16 protein-coding genes are annotated in these 19,222 nt (G+C 57.0%); 11 read left to right on the forward strand and 5 right to left on the reverse strand.

All coding sequences use genetic code 11. From position 1 onward, the window contains the following. Positions 1 to 94 precede the first annotated feature (94 nt). Together QEP11_RS02940 and QEP11_RS02945 are read right to left on the reverse strand one after the other, a co-directional pair. Complete coding sequence (locus QEP11_RS02940) at positions 95 to 529, reverse strand: HIT family protein (RefSeq protein WP_284335081.1); 435 nt, start codon at positions 527 to 529, stop codon at positions 95 to 97. Next, positions 529 to 4,428 carry an FAD/FMN-binding oxidoreductase gene (locus QEP11_RS02945; protein ID WP_284335082.1) on the reverse strand — a complete coding sequence of 1,300 codons (3,900 nt, stop codon included), beginning with the start codon at positions 4,426 to 4,428 and terminating at the stop codon, positions 529 to 531. Before QEP11_RS02945 ends, QEP11_RS02940 begins: the two co-directional genes overlap by 1 nt. Positions 4,429 to 4,835: 407 nt before the next feature. Here QEP11_RS02945 and ugpB point away from each other — a divergent pair, with 407 nt between their 5' ends. The 5 genes from ugpB (at position 4,836) to ugpQ (ending at position 10,071) form a co-directional block, all read left to right on the forward strand. Then, on the forward strand, positions 4,836 to 6,155 hold the full coding sequence (gene ugpB, locus QEP11_RS02950) for a sn-glycerol-3-phosphate ABC transporter substrate-binding protein UgpB (protein ID WP_284335083.1): 1,320 nt from the start codon (positions 4,836 to 4,838) through the stop codon (positions 6,153 to 6,155). Positions 6,156 to 6,377: 222 nt separating this feature from the next. Beyond that, positions 6,378 to 7,259, forward strand: coding sequence for a sn-glycerol-3-phosphate ABC transporter permease UgpA (gene ugpA, locus QEP11_RS02955; RefSeq protein WP_284335084.1), 882 nt, complete (start codon positions 6,378 to 6,380; stop codon positions 7,257 to 7,259). A 2-nt stretch (positions 7,260 to 7,261) separates the two neighbouring features. Continuing rightward, positions 7,262 to 8,110 carry a sn-glycerol-3-phosphate ABC transporter permease UgpE gene (ugpE, locus tag QEP11_RS02960; RefSeq protein ID WP_284335085.1) on the forward strand — a complete coding sequence of 283 codons (849 nt, stop codon included), beginning with the start codon at positions 7,262 to 7,264 and terminating at the stop codon, positions 8,108 to 8,110. A 65-nt stretch (positions 8,111 to 8,175) separates the two neighbouring features. Continuing rightward, the gene (locus QEP11_RS02965; protein WP_284335086.1) at positions 8,176 to 9,183 is read left to right on the forward strand and encodes a sn-glycerol-3-phosphate import ATP-binding protein UgpC; all 1,008 of its coding nucleotides are present in this window, start codon (positions 8,176 to 8,178) and stop codon (positions 9,181 to 9,183) included. 111 nt (positions 9,184 to 9,294) lie between these two features. Beyond that, complete coding sequence (gene ugpQ, locus QEP11_RS02970; RefSeq protein WP_284335087.1) at positions 9,295 to 10,071, forward strand: glycerophosphodiester phosphodiesterase; 777 nt, start codon at positions 9,295 to 9,297, stop codon at positions 10,069 to 10,071. 297 nt (positions 10,072 to 10,368) lie between these two features. On the opposite strand, the gene QEP11_RS02975 is transcribed toward ugpQ, so the two are convergent. After that, entirely contained in the window at positions 10,369 to 11,271 is a 903-nt protein-coding gene (locus QEP11_RS02975) for an N-formylglutamate amidohydrolase (protein WP_284335088.1), read from the reverse strand. After that, positions 11,271 to 12,254: a tripartite tricarboxylate transporter substrate binding protein BugE gene (locus tag QEP11_RS02980; RefSeq protein WP_284335089.1), complete on the reverse strand. Its 984-nt coding sequence runs from the start codon at positions 12,252 to 12,254 to the stop codon at positions 11,271 to 11,273. Before QEP11_RS02980 ends, QEP11_RS02975 begins: the two co-directional genes overlap by 1 nt. A 118-nt stretch (positions 12,255 to 12,372) precedes the next feature. On the opposite strand from QEP11_RS02980, the gene QEP11_RS02985 reads away from it, so the two are divergent. Beyond that, entirely contained in the window at positions 12,373 to 13,281 is a 909-nt protein-coding gene (locus tag QEP11_RS02985) for a LysR substrate-binding domain-containing protein (protein WP_284335090.1), read from the forward strand. 10 nt (positions 13,282 to 13,291) lie between these two features. Here QEP11_RS02985 and QEP11_RS02990 read toward each other — a convergent pair whose 3' ends face one another. After that, positions 13,292 to 13,570 (reverse strand): hypothetical protein, encoded by a 279-nt coding sequence (locus tag QEP11_RS02990; protein ID WP_284335091.1) that lies wholly within the window; start codon positions 13,568 to 13,570, stop codon positions 13,292 to 13,294. A gap of 71 nt (positions 13,571 to 13,641) precedes the next feature. On the opposite strand from QEP11_RS02990, the gene hemA reads away from it, so the two are divergent. The 5 genes from hemA (at position 13,642) to paeA (ending at position 19,035) form a co-directional block, all read left to right on the forward strand. After that, positions 13,642 to 14,934 carry a glutamyl-tRNA reductase gene (hemA, locus tag QEP11_RS02995; protein WP_284335092.1) on the forward strand — a complete coding sequence of 431 codons (1,293 nt, stop codon included), beginning with the start codon at positions 13,642 to 13,644 and terminating at the stop codon, positions 14,932 to 14,934. A gap of 102 nt (positions 14,935 to 15,036) precedes the next feature. Further along, positions 15,037 to 16,119 (forward strand): peptide chain release factor 1, encoded by a 1,083-nt coding sequence (gene prfA, locus QEP11_RS03000; protein ID WP_284335093.1) that lies wholly within the window; start codon positions 15,037 to 15,039, stop codon positions 16,117 to 16,119. Positions 16,120 to 16,156: 37 nt separating this feature from the next. Continuing rightward, positions 16,157 to 17,014: a peptide chain release factor N(5)-glutamine methyltransferase gene (gene prmC / locus QEP11_RS03005; RefSeq protein ID WP_284335094.1), complete on the forward strand. Its 858-nt coding sequence runs from the start codon at positions 16,157 to 16,159 to the stop codon at positions 17,012 to 17,014. Between the two features lie 52 nt (positions 17,015 to 17,066). Next, complete coding sequence (gene grxD / locus QEP11_RS03010) at positions 17,067 to 17,390, forward strand: Grx4 family monothiol glutaredoxin (RefSeq protein ID WP_284335095.1); 324 nt, start codon at positions 17,067 to 17,069, stop codon at positions 17,388 to 17,390. Positions 17,391 to 17,592: 202 nt separating this feature from the next. Beyond that, positions 17,593 to 19,035, forward strand: coding sequence for a polyamine export protein PaeA (gene paeA / locus QEP11_RS03015; RefSeq protein ID WP_284335096.1), 1,443 nt, complete (start codon positions 17,593 to 17,595; stop codon positions 19,033 to 19,035). Positions 19,036 to 19,222 lie beyond the last annotated feature (187 nt).

The following is a 19,222-nucleotide window of genomic DNA, read 5'->3' on the forward strand; positions in this document are numbered from 1 at the left end:
CCTATCTAACAAATGCTGCTTGCGCGCTCAGATAGTCAATTTCAACCTTGCAACTATCCAAAATGCTTGTATTCCTTGCGCAAGCCGCTCACATTTATGAAGCCCAACGTTCCATCGCTTGCGCAATGGCCGCATCACAGGCTGCGAGTTTTTGCTGCAATTGTGCTTCGCGCGCCAAATCTCGTTCACGCAAGGGGTTTGCCCAGACGGATGCAGGGAAGTGGCTGTCCCAGTCGTAGCGTGCAATTACGTGCCAATGCAGGTGCGCAACCATATTGCCCAACGCCGCCAGATTGATCTTGGAAGGCTGGAGTTGAGCCCGCACCACGCGCTCCACCTCCACCACTGCAGCCATGCAGGTGTTGCGTTCTTGTTCAGACAAGTCCGACATCTCAGCAACATGCGCTGTCCAGACCACGCGGTAGAAAGCGGGAAAGCCCGCCTCCTCTGCGCGAATCACACGCAACTGCGCACCTTGCCAGACGGGCAAACCACCCGCCTCGCGGCACAAGACGCAATCGGCGGCCATTACAGCAGCACCCGCTCGATGCCACCGGCATTGGCACGGTTCACGTACTCAGGCATCCAGTTCTCACCCAGGATCTGCCTGGCCATCTCGACCACGATGTAGTCGGCTTCCAGCAAGCCATTTTGCAAATCGTTGCCGTAGCGGCTCAGGCCTTGCAAGCAGCTGGGGCAGCTGGTGAGAATCTTGATGTTGTCCTTCTCTCCCACCGAACCATTGGCACGCAGTTCGGCTTCACCCTGGCGCAATTCACCTTCCTTGCGGAAGCGAATTTGCGTGGAGATGTCAGGACGTGTCACACCCAGCGTGCCCGACTCACCGCAGCAACGGTCGCTCTTGATCACGCCATCGCCCACCAATGCCTTGACGGTCTTCATGGGGTCTTGCAGCTTCATGGGGCTGTGACACGGGTCGTGATATAGATAGCCCCCCTGACCTTGCGGCAATGTGATGCCCTTTTCCAGCAAGAACTCGTGAATGTCGATGATGCGGCAACCCGGGAAGATCTTGTCGAAGCTGTAGCCTTGCAACTGGTCATAGCAAGTGCCACAGCTCACCACCACAGTCTTGATGTCCAGATAGTTCAGCGTGTTGGAGACGCGGTGGAACAAGACACGGTTGTCCGTAATCATCTTGTCAGCCACATCGTACTGGCCCGATCCACGCTGTGGATAGCCGCAGCACAGGTAACCGGGAGGCAGCACGGTTTGCACACCGGCGTGCCAGAGCATCGCCTGCGTGGCCAGCCCCACCTGGCTATACAAACGCTCGGAGCCGCAACCCGGGAAGTAGAACACCGCCTCGGTATCCGCATGCGTGGTTTGCGGATTGCGAATGATGGGCACGTAGTCCTTGTTTTCGATGTCCAGCAACGCGCGCGCTGTCTTGGTAGGCAGCCCACCGGGCAGCTTCTTGTTCACAAAGTGAATCACCTGCTCCTTGATAGGCGGCTTGCCCACAGTGGCTGGTGGGTGCTTCATCTGCGGCTTGGCCACAGCGTGCAGCAAGTCTGAAGCCAGACGCTGCGCCTTGAAACCAATACCCACCATACCCTTGCGCAGCAAGTTGATGGTGTCAGGATTGGTGGCATTGAGCATGGCCATGGCCATCTTGTTGCCTGGGTTGAAGCTCTTCTTGCCCATCTTGCGCAACAAGTTGCGCATATTCATGGTCACGTCACCAAAGTCGATCTTGACAGGGCACGGCGTGAAGCACTTATGGCAGACAGTGCAGTGGTCTGCCACATCTTCAAACTCTTGCCAGTGTTTGATGGACACCCCTCGGCGGGTTTGCTCTTCGTACAGGAAGGCCTCGACCAGCAGCGAAGTCGCCAAAATCTTGTTGCGCGGCGAATACAGCATGTTTGCGCCAGGCACGTGTGTGTTGCACACGGGCTTGCACTTGCCGCAGCGCAGGCAATCCTTGACCGAGTCGGCAATTGCACCAATGTCAGACTGCTGCATGATCAGCGACTCATGCCCCATCAGGCCAAACGATGGCGTATAGGCATTTGTCAGGTCGGCATACATCAGCGCTTCGCGCGGAGACTCTGCAGGCACCAGCCCATTCTTTTCGCGGATGAGCTTGCCACGGTTGAAGCGCCCCTGTGGGTCCACACGCTTCTTGTACTCGGCGAAAGGCTGCAGCTCTTCGTCGCTCAGGAATTCGAGTTTGGTGATGCCGATTCCGTGCTCGCCCGAGATCACACCGTCCAGACTGCGGGCCAGATGCATGATGCGCGCCACGGCTTCGTGGGCGGTTTGCAGCATCTCGTAGTCATCGGAGTTGACGGGGATGTTGGTGTGCACATTGCCGTCACCGGCGTGCATGTGCAGCGCCACCCACACGCGGCCCTTGAGCACGCGCTGGTGGATCTGCGTCACCTCTGCCAAGATGGCCTTGAAAGCCTCACCACTGAATATCTGTGCCAGAGGCACCTTGATCTGTGTCTTCCAGCTGGCACGCAGGCTATGGTCCTGCAACTGCGGGAACAAGGCATTCACATCCGCCAGCCAGCCAGCCCACTGGTCACGCACTTCCTGCACCAACGCAATTGCCTGATGCACGCGGTCTTCCAGCAGTTCTGCCGAAGGAATTTCTGCGGCGCCATCTTGCTTGCCCAAAGGCAAATTGCCCTTTTCAAAGAACTCCAACAAGGCATCGCAGAACTTGAGCTTGTTGCGCAGCGACAGCTCGATATTGATGCGCTCAATGCCGTCGGTGTACTCCGCCATGCGTGGCAGCGGAATCACCACGTCCTCGTTGATCTTGAAGGCGTTGGTGTGCTTGGAAATCGCTGCTGTGCGCTTGCGATCCAGCCAGAATTTCTTGCGGGCTTCAGCGCTGATAGCCACGAAACCTTCACCATTGCGCGAGTTGGCAATGCGCACCACCTCGCTGGTCACACGAGCGACCTCATCGGCATCATCACCAACGATGTCGCCAATCAGCACCATCTTGGGCAGACCACCATTACCTTTTTTGGACTTGGTGGTATAGCCCACAGCTTTCAGATAACGGTCGTCCAGATGTTCAAGGCCTGCCAGCAGCACACCGCTGCGCTTTTGCTCCTCGAACATATAGTCCTTGATCTCGACGATCGAAGGCACGGCATCCTTGGCATTGCCAAAAAACTCCATGCACACGGTGCGGGTGTGCTCGGGCATGCGATGCACGATCCAGCGTGCGCTGGTGATCAAGCCATCCGTACCTTCTTTTTGCACACCAGGCAGACCCGACAGGAACTTGTCGGTCACGTCCTTGCCCAGGCCTTCCTTGCGGAACTTCTGCCCCGGAATGTCCAGACGCTCTGTACGCAAAGGCGTTTTACCGTCAGCCGCGAAGTAGCGCAGCTCAAAGCTGGCCATTTCGGCATCATGAATCTTGCCCAGGTTGTGCCCAATACGCACCACCTCCAGCCATTCGGCATCGGGTGTCACCATGCGCCAGCTTGCCAGGTTGTCCAGGGCCGTCCCCCACAGCACGGCTTTTTTGCCACCCGCATTCATGGCGATATTGCCGCCGATACACGACGCTTCAATCGACGTCGGGTCCACGGCAAACACAAAGCCTGCGCGCTCCGCTGCTTCGGCCACGCGCTGCGTCACCACACCTGCCTCGGTCCATACCGTAGGCACAGGATGCTCCACTCCAGGCAGCATGACTTTTTCAACTTCGGTGATGGCCTGCAGCTTCTCGGTGTTGATCACCACCGAGCGCCAGGTCAGGGGAATCGCTCCGCCCGTGTAGCCTGTTCCGCCTCCACGCGGAATGATGGTCAGCTCCAGCTCAATACAGCCCTTGACCAGCAAGGCCATTTCCTCTTCGGTGTCTGGAGTCAGCACCACAAAGGGGTACTCCACACGCCAGTCGGTTGCGTCGGTGACATGGCTGACACGCGAGAGGCCATCGAACTTGATGTTGTCCTTGTGCGTGAGTTTGCCCAGTGTCTTGCGCACACGCTGGCGCAAGCCAGCCGCTGCCTCGAACATCTTGTCGAACTCGCGTACCGCACGATTGGCTGCCTCGATCAACTCGCCGACCAGGGCGTCGCGATGTGCATCCTGCTCGGGGACACGGCGCTTTTGCACCTCGCCCATGCGGTGCTGCAAAGCTTCAACCAGCAGCTTGCGGCGACCTGGGTTGTGCAGGAGGTCGTCTTGCAGATAGGGATTGCGCTGCACCACCCACATATCGCCCAACACTTCGTAGAGCATGCGAGCAGATCTGCCCGTCTGGCGCTCTTGACGCAACTGGTTGAGCACACTCCATGCTGAGGTGCCCAACAGACGGATCACGATTTCCTTGTCAGAAAACGAGGTGTAGTTGTAGGGGATCTCACGGAGACGGGCGGGTTCGGCGGCGTGGTGGACCAACGCTGCCTGCGCAATCGGTGCATTCATGGATATAGACCGGGTTGGGCGCTGGTAGCGCACCTTAAGTCATGGGGAAGACAATTTTATGCCAGCCTATGAACTCTGCTCACCCCTCAGAAAGAGACCTCGCTCCAATATTGTCAAAAGAGACAGCTATCGTTTTGTGATTTTTAAACCACTACGCAAAACCCACAATTGCGAAAGAAATCCACCAAAAAAGAACCAAAATCGCGCAAACAAAACGTTTCTGATTTTTTCCTGGCTTCTAGAATGGCACCACTGCCAGCGCTTATGACCATTGCATGCCTAGCATATTGGCATGACAGTGCACAGCGGCTATCTTCTTGCACCGCATAGGTCATATGGCTGTCATTAAAGTGCCACACAGATTCTTAGGATGAAGGCACAAATTTCTACACGTAGAGGAGTTCTCCATGCAATACAAGCAAATCGCCCTGTCTGCGGTACTCGCCGCGACCACCATCGGCGCCGCCAATGCTGCCACTGAAATCCAGTGGTGGCACTCCATGACTGCCGTGAACAACGAATGGGTCAACGATCTGGCCAAGCAATTCAATGAAAGCCAAAGTGACTACAAGATCGTTCCCACCTTCAAAGGTGTGTATGACGAGTCCATGACAGCAGCGATTGCCGCATTCCGCTCAGGCAACGCTCCTCACATCCTGCAAGTATTTGAAGTGGGCACCGCCACCATGATGGCGTCCAAGGGCGCGACAGTTCCCGTGGGCAAGATCATGGCTGACGCTGGCGCCAAGTTCGACCCTGCAGCGTACATCCCAGCTGTGGCCGGTTACTACACTGCCCCCAACGGCCAGATGATGAGCTTCCCCTTCAACAGCTCGACCACCATCTTCTATTACAACAAGGACGCCTTCAAGAAGGCTGGCCTGAACCCAGATCAGGCCCCCAAGACCTGGCCTGAAGTGTTTGCCGCAGCCAAAAAGCTCAAGGAATCGGGCCACAGCTGCCCCATGACACTGGCTTGGCAAGGCTGGACCCAGCTGGAGTCCTTCTCCACCTGGCATAACGTGGAAATGGCTACTCACCAAAACGGTCTGGGCAAGGACGGTCACAAGGCACGTCTGAAGGTGAACTCCCCCCTGCACGTCAAGCACATTGACAACCTGGCTGCTGCCGCCAAGGCCGGTGAGTTTGTCTACAAGGGCCGCGCATCCACTTCCCAGGCTGCTTTTACAGCTGGTGAGTGCGCCATGATCCAGACTTCGTCCGGTTTCTACGGTGACGTGGCCAAGAACGCCAAGTTCGCCTACGGTCTGGCTCCTCTGCCTTACTACGACGACGTGGCTGGCGCTCCACAAAACACCGTGATCGGTGGCGCATCGCTGTGGGTGATGGCAGGCAAGAAGTCCGAAGAATACAAGGGCGTGGCCAAGTTCTTCGAATTCCTTTCGCAGCCTGAAGTGCAAGCCGCTTCGCACCAGCGCACCGGCTACCTGCCTGTGACCATGGAGTCCTTCAAGCTGACCGAATCTTCGGGCTTCTACAAGAAGAACCCTGGCACCGACGTGGCTGTGAATCAGATGATCCGCAAGGTTACCGACAACTCGCGCGGTATCCGTCTGGGTAACTATGTGCAGATCCGCACCATCGAGGATGAAGAACTCGAGCAGGTCTGGGCTGGCAAGAAGACCGGCAAGCAAGCGCTGGACAGCATCGTCAAGCGCGGTGACGAACTGCTGGCGCGCTTTGAGCGCTCTGTTGGCGGCAAGTAATCCGCCCCTGCAGAAGGGCTAATACCCTTCTGACTTACACGGTACAGCCGCTGCGTATTTGGCGCAGCGGCTTTCAGCTAGGCACAATACGCGCACATTCGATTACACGTAGTGATTCGTCTTGATTCGTTTTGACGCGATTTCAGTCGAACACCACTCGATGACTCTCACTTTCCTCCGCGGCTTATCAGGCTCCGGCGGTTTTTTATTTTGTGACCCATCATGGAAAAACGCGTACTTTTCCGCTCCGGGTGGCTTCCTTGGGCGCTGATCGCGCCTCAGTTGCTCATCATCGGCATCTTCTTTTTCTGGCCGGCCGGCCAAGCCGTGCTCCAGTCCTTCCAAATGGAAGATGCATTCGGCCTGTCCACCGAATGGGTCGGGCTGGATAACTTCCGCAATCTGCTGGATGACCCTACCTACCTGAACTCGTTCCAGCGCACCGCCATGTTCTCGGTGCTGGTTGCCGGTATTGGTATCGCCATTTCCCTGGTGCTGGCCATTTTTGCGGACCGCATCATCCGGTTTGCCATGGTTTACAAGACCTTGCTGATCGTGCCTTACGCCGTGGCTCCCGTCATTGCCGGCGTACTGTGGGTCTTCATGTTCTCGCCATCCATTGGGGTGGTCACTTATTACCTGGGCAAGATCGGCATCGAGTGGAATCACCTGATGAACGACAACCAGGCCATGACCCTGGTCGTCATTGCCTCGGTGTGGAAACAGATTTCCTACAACTTTCTGTTCTTCCTCGCAGGCTTGCAGTCCATCCCCAAAGCTCTGATTGAAGCCGCTTCGATTGACGGTGCTGGCCCATGGCGCCGCTTCTGGAATATTCAGCTGCCCCTGTTGTCACCCACCACCTTCTTCTTGTTGGTGATCAACATCGTCTACGCCTTCTTTGACACCTTCGGCATCATTGATGCAGCAACCCAGGGCGGCCCCGGCCAATCGACTTCGATTCTGGTTTACAAGGTCTACCAGGACGGCTTCAAGGCATTGGACCTCGGCGGCTCTGCCGCGCAGTCCGTGATCCTGATGTGTATCGTGGTCGTGCTGACCGTGATCCAGTTCCGCTATGTTGAAAAGAAAGTGCAGTACTGATCATGGTTGACCGCAACCCTTGGCTCAATATCCTGTCCCACGCTGTTCTGATTTTCGGCGTGGCCATCGTGGCCTTCCCGCTGTATCTCGCGCTGGTCGCCTCGACCCACACTGCGGGTGAGATCGTGCAGTCGCCCATGCCGCTGCTGCCCGGCGCCCACATGTGGGAAAACTACAAGGAAGCGCTGCTGGGCTCCGGCAAGCTGGGCTCCAACACCAACGTCGTGCACATGATGTGGGTGAGCTTCGTCGTCGCAATGATCATCACCGTCGGCAAGATTGCTATTTCGCTGCTGTCGGCGTTCGCCATTGTGTACTTCCGCTTCCCCTTCAAGATGCTGTGCTTCTGGGCCATCTTCTTGACCCTGATGCTTCCCGTGGAAGTGCGCATTCTGCCCACTTACAAAGTGGTGGCGGATCTGGGCTTGCTCAACAGCTATGCAGGTTTGTCGCTGCCCTTGATTGCGTCGGCCACCGCAACGTTCCTGTTCCGCCAGTTTTTCCTCACCGTGCCTGATGAGCTGGTGGAAGCAGCCCGCATTGACGGCGCTGGGGCCATGCGCTTCTTCAAGGACATTCTGGTTCCCCTGTCGAAGACTTCGATTGCAGCGCTGTTCGTGATTCAGTTCATCTATGGCTGGAACCAATACCTGTGGCCACTGCTGATGACGACTTCGGAAGATATGTACCCTGTGGTGATCGGTATCAAACGCATGCTGGCAGGCGGCGAAGCCGCTGTCGACTGGAACATTGTGATGGCCACCGCCATCCTGGCTATGCTGCCACCCACTCTGGTGGTCATGCTGATGCAAAAGTGGTTTGTCAAAGGCTTGGTGGATACCGAGAAGTGATTCTCAGACCACGGCCCTCATCCACCTTCTTTTGACCCATTGAACGAATACTTGGAAGACCTGTCATGGCATCCATCTCTTTAAAGAACATCGTCAAGCGCTACGGTACAGGCAAGGCTGCCGTGCCCGTTATTCACGGCATCAACGTCGAAATCAAAGACGGCGAATTCATCGTGCTGGTCGGCCCTTCGGGCTGTGGCAAGTCCACTTTGCTGCGCATGATCGCCGGCCTGGAAGAAATCACTGAAGGTGATCTGATCATTGGCGACAAAAAGGTCAACGACCTAGAGCCCGCCAAGCGCAACATCGCCATGGTGTTCCAGAACTATGCGCTGTATCCGCACATGAGCAACTACGAGAACATGGCCTACGGGCTGAAGCTCGCCAAGGTGCCTGCGGACGAGATCAAGCGACGCGTGGACAAGGCTGCCAAGATTTTGGAGCTGAGCCACCTGCTGGATCGCAAGCCTCGCCAGCTGTCCGGCGGCCAGCGCCAGCGTGTGGCCATGGGACGTGCCATTGTGCGCCAGCCTCAGGTTTTCCTGTTTGACGAACCGCTGTCGAACCTGGATGCCAAGCTGCGCGGCCAGACCCGTCTGGAAATCCAGAAACTGCACGCCGAACTGGGGATTACCTCCTTGTTCGTGACGCACGACCAAGTGGAAGCCATGACTTTGGCCCAACGCATGGTAGTCATGAATGGCGGTCATGTGGAACAGTTCGGCACCCCCGAAGAGGTCTACCACACTCCTGCCTCGACCTTTGTGGCCAGCTTCATTGGCTCGCCTCCCATGAACCTGCTCAAGCACTCCCCCAACGGCAAGCCTGGCCTGATTCTGGGCATCCGCCCCGAGCACATTGACCTGGTTGAGACCGGCGGCGTGGAGTTCAAGGTGCATACCGTCGAACTGCTGGGTGCGGAGCGTCTGCTGTACGGCAAGGTGGGGGACGAAGACGTGACCGTGCGCGTGGAGGAAGGCAAACCCTATCCCAAGCCCGGTGAATCCGCTCGCATCACCGCACGCGAAGATCGTTTGCACTGGTTCAACGCCGAAACTGGCAAACGCGTTTAAACAGGAGCGCGAGCGTCGCCTCTTTTGTTCATGACTCAAGAACATGGATAACCAAAGCGCCTCAGATTTGCACTGAGGCGCTTTTTTGCTTTTTTGCACAAGGCTTTAATCATGACTACTGCTTTGAAACCCTGGCCTTACCCCCGTTGGGTAGCCCATCGCGGTGCCGGCAAGCTGGCACCAGAAAACACCATGAGCGCTTTCCGCCTGGGCGCTTTGCATGGCTACCGTTTTTTCGAATGTGACGCCAAGCTCAGCAAAGACGGTGTGCTGTTTTTGCTGCACGACGCAACGCTGGAACGCACCACCAACGGCCGCGGTGTTGGCGGTGCACTGACCATGGGTGAAATTGCCCAGTTGGATGCTGGCAGCTGGCACTCCCGTGCCTTTGCCGGAGAAGCCATACCCACACTGGAAGCTCTGGCTCGCTGGTGCCTGGCCAACCACCTGCACCTGAATGTGGAAATCAAGCCTACCCCAGGGCAAGAGCTGGAAACAGGCCGTGCCTGCGGAGACCTGATGAACAAAATCTGGCCCAAAGACATCATCCAGCCGCTGTTCACATCTTTCAAGCCAGATGCCCTGAAAGGCGCAAAAGACACTGCGCCCCATATTCCCCGCGGTCTCTTGGTGGATAAATTCGCCGATGGCACGGGTGATGCCGATTTACAGATCGCCACCGACCTGGACTGCAGCGCCATGGTGCTCAACCACGCGCTGTGGAACGAGGCCCTGGTTGCCAAGGTACACGGCGCCGGCCTGCGTTGCAGCAGTTATACCGTCAATGACGAATGGGCTGCGCAACGCCTGATTGACTTAGGCACCGACGGCATCATCACCGACCGTGTCGACATGTTCAGCCCTGCCCAAACCGGCGCTCCGCTTTAAGGCGGATACCCACAGCGGTCCTTTTTTTAAAAGACCGCGTTCAACCAAAAAAGGCCTTCCAATAAAGGAAGGCCTTTTACGTGGATGACGGAATGACTTCAGTCCGGCCATTTTGCTTCCTGACGCTTTGACAGCATCGGCCAAGCGCGGCATTTCCGCTGGCAGAGGCAAATTCATCCGCTCCCATGAACTCAGGACTGCCTCCTGGCTGATCACGCGTTCACCCAGCCCTGCGTTTCCATCACTTTGCTGGAAAGTGGGGCTCAAATACAAGCTATTTCAAACACGCAAGCCTGTTCAGCCTCGCGGCAGATACACCATCTCGCTGCGCACATACTGCGCCACTTCGCGCATCACCGCTTGCAGGTGCTGCTGCAGCTCTGAAAAACCGGCACTGGGCTCACGCGTGTCTTCATCCAGATAGATACGACGATTGATCTCAATCTGCAGGCTATGCCGATGGAAGGCTGGTTGACCAATGCGGCCTATCAGCGCCACGCCCTTATAGGGCTCGTTATAGGCCACGCTGTAGCCTTGGGCTTGCAGCGTATCCCCGATCAAATGAATAAAGGCGGGATCACAGGTTGTGCCATCACGATCGCCCAGCACAAAATCCGCCAGATGCTTGTCCGGCGTACCCAGTCGCTGATACACATCGCTGGGCATGGAGTGCAGATTGATGTGCCAAACCCCACCAAAGCGGTCTACGCTCCAGCGAATGGCCTGCTGCAGCGCTGCATGATAGGGTTGCCAGTAGTTGGCAATGCGCTGCTGCACTTCTTGCACCGTGAGTTTGCGCGCATACATCGGGGTAGACTGGCCAGCCTGATTGATCTTCTCCCAGATCAGCCCCAGCCCTTGCTGCGTTTTCACGCTGGGCGTCAACGGCTCAGACCACTGCCCATCCAGCATGGCCGGATTGATATCCTCTTGCTCTCGATTGGGGTCAATGTAGGTACGCGGGAAAGTCGCCTCAATCAGGGTGGCCCCATAGCTGGGAAATTGCTCCCACAGCGTCTGCACATGCGTGTCTTCGCCACGGCGCAGCAATGACATCGGCACACTCACACCGAAATCGGCAGGATAGGCCGTGCCACTGTGCGGTGAATCACACACCAGCGCCAGCACCTCGCCCTGCGGCGGATGCACCAGTACGGGCGCATCTGGCCGTGGCTTCAAAAAGTCAGGCAATGCTTGCATCAATCAATCTTGATGTTGGCACGCTTGGCCACTGCGGTATAGCGGGCAATCGCTGCATCAATTTGCTTGCTGAACTCTTCTGGAGAGTTGGCCATGCCTTCCCCCGCGATGTCCTTTTGCTTTTGCAGATACCCAGGATCTTGCATGGCCTTGTGCGCGGCAGCATTCAGCTTGTCGATGATGGCTTTCGGAGTTCCTGCTGGTGCAACCAGACCAAACCAGCCACCGTCCCCCATTTCAGGGAAGCCCAGTTCGGTGTAGGTGGGCACATCTGGCAACACTTCCGCACGCTTGAACGCCAGCACCGCGAGAGGACGCAACTTGCCTGCCTTGATGTTGGTCAGCGAGGAGGACAGGTTGTCTGTCATGGCATTGACCTGGCCCCCCAGCGCATCATTGAGTGCCTGGCCTGCTCCCTTGTAAGGGATGTGCAGCAAGTCGATGCCTGCCAGATTCATGAAGTTCTCAATATTGGCATGCCCCAGCGAGCCGGTGCCAGGTGAAGCAAAGCTATATTTGCCTGGCTCTTTCTTGGCCAGAGCAATGAACTCCTGCATGGTCTTGGCTGGCACGCTCGGGTGCACCACAAACACGCTGGGCACTGCCATCACGTTGGTGATGGGTGCGAAGTCTTTCTTGGCGTCATAGGGCAGCTTGCTCATGATGGCAGGATTGGCACCGTGGGTCGACACGGTAGCCATACCGATGGTGTAACCATCGGGCGCAGCTTTGGCGATTTCTGCCGCTCCAATCGAGCCACCAGCACCACCCTTGTTTTCAATCACCACGGCCTGCCCCAGGATGGGCCCCATCTTGTCAGCCAGCAAGCGCGCCACGATGTCGGTTGAGCCTCCGGCGCCAAACGGCACGACCAGCTTGATCGGGCGACTGGGGTAATTGTCTGCAGCCCAGGCAGCAGGAGACAAAGCAGCCATGGCAGCGGCAGCAGCCACAGAAGAGAGCAGAGTTCGGCGCAGAAACATGGGGGTTCTCCAGGGTCTTTGGTGTTTATGAGAAATGTGCACGCATTCTTTTCGAGAGAGCCACACAAGAAAAGCGACAAAAAAACAAGAATGCATTACCAAAGGTAATAATTCCATCATGCGTCTGCAATCTCCATCCATCTCGGAACTTCATGCTTTTGTGCAGGCCGCGCGTCTGGGCAGCTATACCCAGGCCGCGGATGCCCTGCAGGTCACACAAGGAGCCATCAGCCGCTCGATTGCGCGCCTGGAAGAACATCTGGGATTTTCTGTGTTTGAGCGCCAGGGCCGCCGCAGCGTACTCACCACGGCAGGCCGGCAGTATCTGGATGCGGTGGGGCCCGCGCTGTTCACCATTGAATCAGCCACCCAGGCCATGCGACGCAAGCGGGAAGGGCGGCATCTGCGCATTTCCATGCCGCCAACCCTATTCAGCAACTGGCTGATTCCACGGATACCAGATTTCTCTGCACGCCACCCGGGCACCGTGCTCTCTTTTGCCCCTTACCGCAGAGATGACCCGTTGACATCTCCCGACATTGATGCCTGGGTCCGCATTGGCGCCATGCCTTTCCCAGAAACCCTGCTGGCAGACTACTTGGTGGGACGTGATCTGGTTCCCATCTGCCTGCCACACGACGCATTGAGCATTTGTCGCCCTCAAGATCTGCTGCGTCGTCCTTTGCTGGCTCACACCAATTACCCCGACAACTGGGCCCGATGGTTCGAAAAAATGGGATGTGATGGCCCCTACCCCGCTCCAGCAGCAGATTTCGAGCTGGTAGGCATGCTGGTACAAGCAGTCATTGCAGGCATGGGAGTGGCCGTGGTTCAGCGTTGCCTGATTGAGGATGATCTCGCGGCAGGCCGTGTTTCCATCCCTCTACACCGCCCTTTTCAAATTGAACGGGGATATTTCTTGTGCCAGCCCGCATCGCGCCCTGCATCGCATGCGCTGCAGGACTTTCGCACCTGGCTGCTTGAGCAGGCACAGGCCGATCGGGCACGCTACGCAGCAGCGTATTGAATCAAAAGGACTAAGACTTCCACCCGCCTGACATGAGCCACTGGCAGCTACCCATGGCAAGTACGAGCACCGAGTAAGTGCCCATGCGCCCATCTTGTCCCAGCAATACCAAGCCTAGCGCCAGGACCAAAATACCCAGCAAGGCATTCACGCTGGCCATGTGATACCAAGGAAGCAAATGAGCTTTCTTATGCCACACCAGGCGGGCGCCAGCCGCCAGTATCACCGACAGAAAAATCGCCGGAGCCATAAAGCTGAAAAGATGAATCAAGAAGTCAAGAGCGGGCATGAAAATGACACAGATCAAGTCTTTGAACTGTAGGGCAGCGCAAAAGCTGCACAAATTTTATAATCGAGCGCATGGCAGTCTGGGCTCTTGGCATTAACCACAATACGGCACCGTTGGATCTACGGGGCCGTTTTGCATTTGCGATCGACCAAATCGCCCCTACTTTACACGGGCTGCGCTCGGCGCTGTCCAGCGCTACGCGTCACCCCGAGGTGGAAACTGCCATTCTCTCCACCTGCAACCGCACTGAAATTTATTGTGCGGCTGGTGCTCCCGCGTTGGATCACACGCTGGGCTGGCTGGCGCAGTCAGGCGGTGTCAGTGCCGATGTACTGCGCTCACACTCGTATTTGCTGGAAGATGTCTCCGTCGCACGCCACGCATTCCGTGTGGCCTCCGGCCTTGACTCCATGGTACTGGGTGAAACCCAGATCCTGGGCCAGATGAAAAATGCGGTACGTGCTGCGGAAGAAGCCGGAGCACTGGGCTCCACCCTGAACCAACTGTTTCAACGCAGTTTTGCCGTGGCCAAAGAAGTGCGCTCCTCCACAGAAATTGGCGAGCACTCGATTTCCATGGCGGCCGCTGCGGTACGTTTAGCCGGTCAGCTGTTTGAAGACCTGAGCAAGATTCGCATCTTGTTTGTCGGTGCTGGCGAGATGATCGAGCTGGCAACCACCCACTTTGCCGCCAAGAATCCCGCCCACATCACGATTGCCAACCGCACCATGGAACGCGGTGAAAAGCTGGCAAGTCGCTTCGGTGCCAGCGTGATGCCTTTGGCTGAGATTCCAGAACACCTGCACGAGTACGACGCCATCATCAGCTGCACAGCGTCCAGCCTGCCCATCATCGGCTTGGGAGCCATTGAAAGCGCGCTGAAAAAGCGCAAAAATCGTCCTATGTTCATGGTGGATCTCGCCGTTCCACGCGATATTGAACCCGAGGTGAAAGACCTGCGCGACGCCTATCTGTACACCGTGGACGATCTGGCCAGCGTGGTGCGCACCGCTCAAGCCCAGCGTCAGGCTACCGTTGCCGAGGCTGAAGTCATCATCGATGCTGGTGTCATGAACTTCATGCAATGGATGAATCAACGTGCCCAAGGTGGTGTGGTGCCTCTCATCCAGCAACTCAACGCCCAGACCAATGCATGGCGTGAAGCAGAAATCAACCGCGCCAAAAAGCGTATTGCCAAAGGCGAAGACATTGATGCAGTGCTGGAAGCGCTCTCGCGTGGCCTCACTCAAAAAATGATGCATGGCGCACTCGCTGCCCTGCACAAAGGCACCGAACAAGAGCGTGCCCAGACGGTGGAAACCGTCTCCAAACTCTTTTTGCACGCCAAATCAGGACAGCGTTAGCGCCCTTGTGCGCTGCGGCGTTCTCTGCCGCCCATGTCTTTAGCGCTTGATTCAGAGCGCTCACCGCTACCGCCTGCGTAGCGCACTCCTCTCAAAAAAAACATGAAACCATTTCTGCGCACCCAGTTGGAGCGCTATGCCCAGCGCCTTGAAGAACTGGACTTCTTGCTCTCGCGTGAAGACATCATGGGCGATATGCAAAAATACCGCTCCATTTCTCGCGAACACGCCGACGTAACCGCCGTGGCCGGTCGCTACCAGCGCTATTTGCAGACGGAGGCAGATATTGCCACTGCACGAGAAATGCTTGATGACCCCGATATGGCAGAGATGGCACAGGAAGAAATCGCCAGTGGCGAGGCTGATCTGCTCAAACTGGAAGATGAGCTGCAGCGCCTGTTGCTCCCCAAGGATCCAGACGATGCAAGGCCAGCTTATGTGGAAATCCGCGCCGGAACAGGTGGCGATGAGTCAGCCCTGTTTGCCGCTGACATCGCCCGCATGTACACCCGCTACGCAGCCAATGTGGGCTGGAAAGTGGAAATCATGAGCGCCAATGAAAGCGAAATCGGAGGCTACAAAGAAATTGTTTTGCGCATTGACGGTGACAATGTGTATGGCGCGCTGAAATTCGAATCGGGTGGTCATCGTGTGCAACGCGTACCCGCAACCGAGACCCAGGGCCGCATTCACACCAGTGCCTGCACAGTTGCTGTGATGCCCGAGCCCGATGAAACCGCAGCCATCACGCTCAATCCTGCCGATCTTCGCATCGATACTTTCCGCGCCAGTGGCGCCGGTGGCCAGCACATCAACAAAACCGACTCTGCCGTGCGTGTGGTGCACTTGCCCACAGGGATTGTTGCAGAGTGCCAGGACGGACGCAGCCAGCACAGCAACAAGGCCAAGGCACTGCAAGTGCTGCAGGCACGTATCCAGGAAAAGGAACGCAAGGAGCGCGAGGCCAAGGAAGCAGCGCTGCGCAAAGGACTGATTGGCTCGGGTGACCGCAGTGACCGCATTCGCACCTACAACTTCCCCCAAGGTCGCCTGACCGATCACCGCATCAACCTGACGCTGTACAAATTGCTCAACATTATGGAAGGTGACCTGGGCGACGTGATTGAAGCTCTGAAACAAGCCCGTGAAGCCGAGTTGTTGGCTGAGCTGGAAGTCAACGCTTGAACCTGGATTCTGTCCACACCTACCCCCTTACGCTGTGATGCCACGCCAAACCCTGCAACAAGCCCTCCTCCAAGCCCACCACCAGGACATGGAGCGCATTGATGCGCAAATCTTGCTGTTGCATGTGCTGGGACAGCCCGATGCTGACCGGGCCTGGCTGCTGACACACGACTCAGATGTGCTGACCTCCACACAACAAGCAGCTTTTGCACACCTGTGTGCACAGCGCCTGGACGGCATGCCGGTGGCCTACCTAACGGGTTGCAAAGAATTTTTCGGACTGCCGCTGCATGTTGATGCGCGCGTGCTCGACCCTCGCCCTGATACAGAGACACTGGTAGAGTGGGTGCTGGATGTGGTTGAAAAAATCGTTTCACCTGCATTGATCGATTTGGGAACCGGCAGTGGCGCCATCGCCCTGGCTCTGCAAAGCCAGCGTCCTGACGCCAGCGTCACCGCTGTCGATTTCAGCCAGGATGCCCTGGATGTGGCTCAAGCCAATGCACAGCGATTGCAACTGCCAGTGAGCTTTGTGCAGTCTTCATGGCTGGAGAAGGTGCAAGGACGCTTTGATGTCATCGCCAGCAACCCGCCTTACATCCGTGAAGATGATGCGCATATGCAGGCCTTGCACCACGAGCCGCGCCACGCGCTGACCAGCGGCGCTGACGGGCTGGACGACATTCGCAGCATTATTTCGCAAGCCCCGGATCACCTCAAACCAGAAGGCTGGCTCTTGCTGGAACATGGCTGGGACCAGGCACAAAGTGTGCAGACACTCCTGCGCCAAGCCGGTTTTGTCGGTGTGCACAGTCGCCAGGACCTTGCTGGCATTGAACGCTGCACCGGCGGTCAAATCCCGGATGGCACCAATATTGGCGAGACAGTGAAATAATCAGCAGCATTGCCAGGTGACAAGACACCGGCTCCCCTACAAGGAGAACCCCATGAGCGACGTACAACAACGCATCGACCAACTGGTCAAAAACAACGACATCCTGCTGTTCATGAAGGGCAGTGCCAGCTTCCCCATGTGTGGCTTTTCTGGCCGTGCCGTTCAGATTCTGAAAGCCTGTGGTGTGGAGCCCAAGGCCATCGCCACTGTGAATGTGCTGGAAGACCAGGAAATTCGCCAAGGCATCAAGGACTACAGCAACTGGCCCACCATTCCTCAGCTGTACATCAAAGGCGAATTCATCGGCGGCTCGGACATCATGATGGAAATGTACGAATCTGGTGAGCTGCAACAAGTCATCAATGGCGAAGCCTGATTGCCATGCAGCTTTTGGGACCTATGCCTACACCAATCACCAGTTTGACTGGCATGGCCCCTGCTTTATCTAAAACCGCCCTCATGGGCGGTTTTTCGTTCTCGGCCGCAGGGCAGCGGCACAGAGTTTGCACAAAGGCCTGCATGCGAAGGAGGCATGCGCAATGGTGGCACTAGGCCGTCACCAGCCAACCCACTGACTTATGACACTCACCCAAAGCCTGCTCATCATTGCACTGCTGATCGCTGCCAGTGCCTTCGTAGCCGTGGCCGAGATTTCCTTGGCTGCCTCTCGTCGTCTGCGCTTGCGCCAGATGGCGGACGAAGGCGACCCCCGTGCAGAAAAAGCCATCCAGTTGCAAGAGCAACCCGGTGACTACTTCACCGTGGTGCAGGTAGGCCAGAATGCGATCGCCATTTTGGGTGGTATCGTGGGTGAGGGTGCGCTCAGTACCACGCTGGCTGGAGCTTTGATCTGGTGGATGCCCGAGAGCACTGCCCAGAGTCTGGGCTCTTTGCTCTCGTTCTTCATCATCACATCGCTGTTCATTTTGTTTGCGGACTTGCTGCCACGTCGTCTGAGCATGGTGGAGCCCGAGCGACTGCTGCTGCGTGTGCTGCGCCCCATGCAGTTTTGCATGACGGTATTCAAACCCATTGTCTGGTTCTACAGTCAGATCACGAGCTCCGTGATCCGCATGCTTGGCCTGCCCGACAAGCGCAACGAGCAGATCACTTCCGACGACATCCTGGCCATGACCGAAGATGGTGCCCGTGCCGGGGTTCTGGCTGAGCGTGAGCAGCAAGCGATTGCCAACATCTTTGAACTCGATACACGCACCGTGGCTTCGTCCATGACACAACGTGATCGCATCGCCTACTTTTTGCGTGACGACCCAGACCATGTGATCCGCGCACGCATTGCCGAAGAGCCCTTCTCCACCTATCCCGTGTGTGAAGGCGATATCGACCACATCGTGGGCTATGTGGATGCCAAAGACCTGTTCCAGCGTGTTCTCAACAACCAACCCATTTCCTTGCAGGATGACAGCCTGATCCGCAAAATCCTGCTGGTTCCCGACAAGCTGACGCTGGCCGAAGTGCTGGACCAGTTCCAGCAGGCCCACGAAGACTTTGCGGTGATCGTGAACGAATACAGCCTCGTAGTTGGCGTGGTGACATTGAACGATGTGATGAGCACCGTGATGGGGGACCTGGTCTCTCCAGATGATGAAGAGCAGATCATCCGCCGGGACGAAAACTCCTGGCTGATTGACGGCATTACCCCCATTGACGATGTAATGCGCGTTCTGGATCTCGAAGCGCTGCCCAACGAAGATGAATACGAGACCTTGGCAGGCTTCCTCATGGTCATGCTCCGCCGTGTGCCACGCCGCACCGACACCGTGGACTGGGGACCATTCCGCTTTGAAGTGATGGACGTGGACAGCTACCGCATTGACCAGGTGCTGGTCACCCGCATGCAAGACAGTGAGGGGCAGGTGCTGCAACATCCTGCGTCCGCCTTGTCCGCCGTTGCAGCCGTGGCGGCAACCGAGGCGGCTGTCCCACCAGCCACAACGCCAGCACCCAGAGCGACTCCTGCGAATTCAAGCGCCCAGGGAGAAACCCCTGGCCCGCACTAGCCGCTCTCGCAGGGGCCGCAAGCCCCCTGCTGATTGTCAGTGTCCGCGTACATCTGGAAGCACCTCCTGCATATGCCAGCCCCGCACGGAGTTAGCGTGCCCTGATAATGTTTGGTGCTTTGCATACTGGACACTTCAAGAAAGAGCGCCATGCGCTCTTTTTTTCATCGCGTATTTTCATGCGTGG

It is taken from the genome of Comamonas halotolerans, assembly GCF_030162935.1.
Classification (GTDB): Bacteria; Pseudomonadota; Gammaproteobacteria; order Burkholderiales; family Burkholderiaceae_C; genus Comamonas; species Comamonas halotolerans.

Excerpts from the sequence above, each read along its gene's own strand:
- prfA (WP_284335093.1), top strand. The coding sequence starts at position 15,037 with ATGAAACCATTTCTGCGCACCCAGTTGGAGCGCTATGCCCAGCGCCTT.
- QEP11_RS02975 (WP_284335088.1), bottom strand. The coding sequence starts at position 11,271 with ATGCAAGCATTGCCTGACTTTTTGAAGCCACGGCCAGATGCGCCCGTA.
- ugpE (WP_284335085.1), top strand. The coding sequence starts at position 7,262 with ATGGTTGACCGCAACCCTTGGCTCAATATCCTGTCCCACGCTGTTCTG.
- QEP11_RS02990 (WP_284335091.1), bottom strand. The coding sequence starts at position 13,570 with ATGCCCGCTCTTGACTTCTTGATTCATCTTTTCAGCTTTATGGCTCCG.
- ugpB (WP_284335083.1), top strand. The coding sequence starts at position 4,836 with ATGCAATACAAGCAAATCGCCCTGTCTGCGGTACTCGCCGCGACCACC.
- ugpA (WP_284335084.1), top strand. The coding sequence starts at position 6,378 with ATGGAAAAACGCGTACTTTTCCGCTCCGGGTGGCTTCCTTGGGCGCTG.
- paeA (WP_284335096.1), top strand. The coding sequence starts at position 17,593 with ATGACACTCACCCAAAGCCTGCTCATCATTGCACTGCTGATCGCTGCC.
- prmC (WP_284335094.1), top strand. The coding sequence starts at position 16,157 with ATGCCACGCCAAACCCTGCAACAAGCCCTCCTCCAAGCCCACCACCAG.
- QEP11_RS02965 (WP_284335086.1), top strand. The coding sequence starts at position 8,176 with ATGGCATCCATCTCTTTAAAGAACATCGTCAAGCGCTACGGTACAGGC.
- QEP11_RS02945 (WP_284335082.1), bottom strand. The coding sequence starts at position 4,428 with ATGAATGCACCGATTGCGCAGGCAGCGTTGGTCCACCACGCCGCCGAA.
- hemA (WP_284335092.1), top strand. The coding sequence starts at position 13,642 with ATGGCAGTCTGGGCTCTTGGCATTAACCACAATACGGCACCGTTGGAT.
- ugpQ (WP_284335087.1), top strand. The coding sequence starts at position 9,295 with ATGACTACTGCTTTGAAACCCTGGCCTTACCCCCGTTGGGTAGCCCAT.
- QEP11_RS02985 (WP_284335090.1), top strand. The coding sequence starts at position 12,373 with ATGCGTCTGCAATCTCCATCCATCTCGGAACTTCATGCTTTTGTGCAG.
- grxD (WP_284335095.1), top strand. The coding sequence starts at position 17,067 with ATGAGCGACGTACAACAACGCATCGACCAACTGGTCAAAAACAACGAC.
- QEP11_RS02980 (WP_284335089.1), bottom strand. The coding sequence starts at position 12,254 with ATGTTTCTGCGCCGAACTCTGCTCTCTTCTGTGGCTGCTGCCGCTGCC.
- QEP11_RS02940 (WP_284335081.1), bottom strand. The coding sequence starts at position 529 with ATGGCCGCCGATTGCGTCTTGTGCCGCGAGGCGGGTGGTTTGCCCGTC.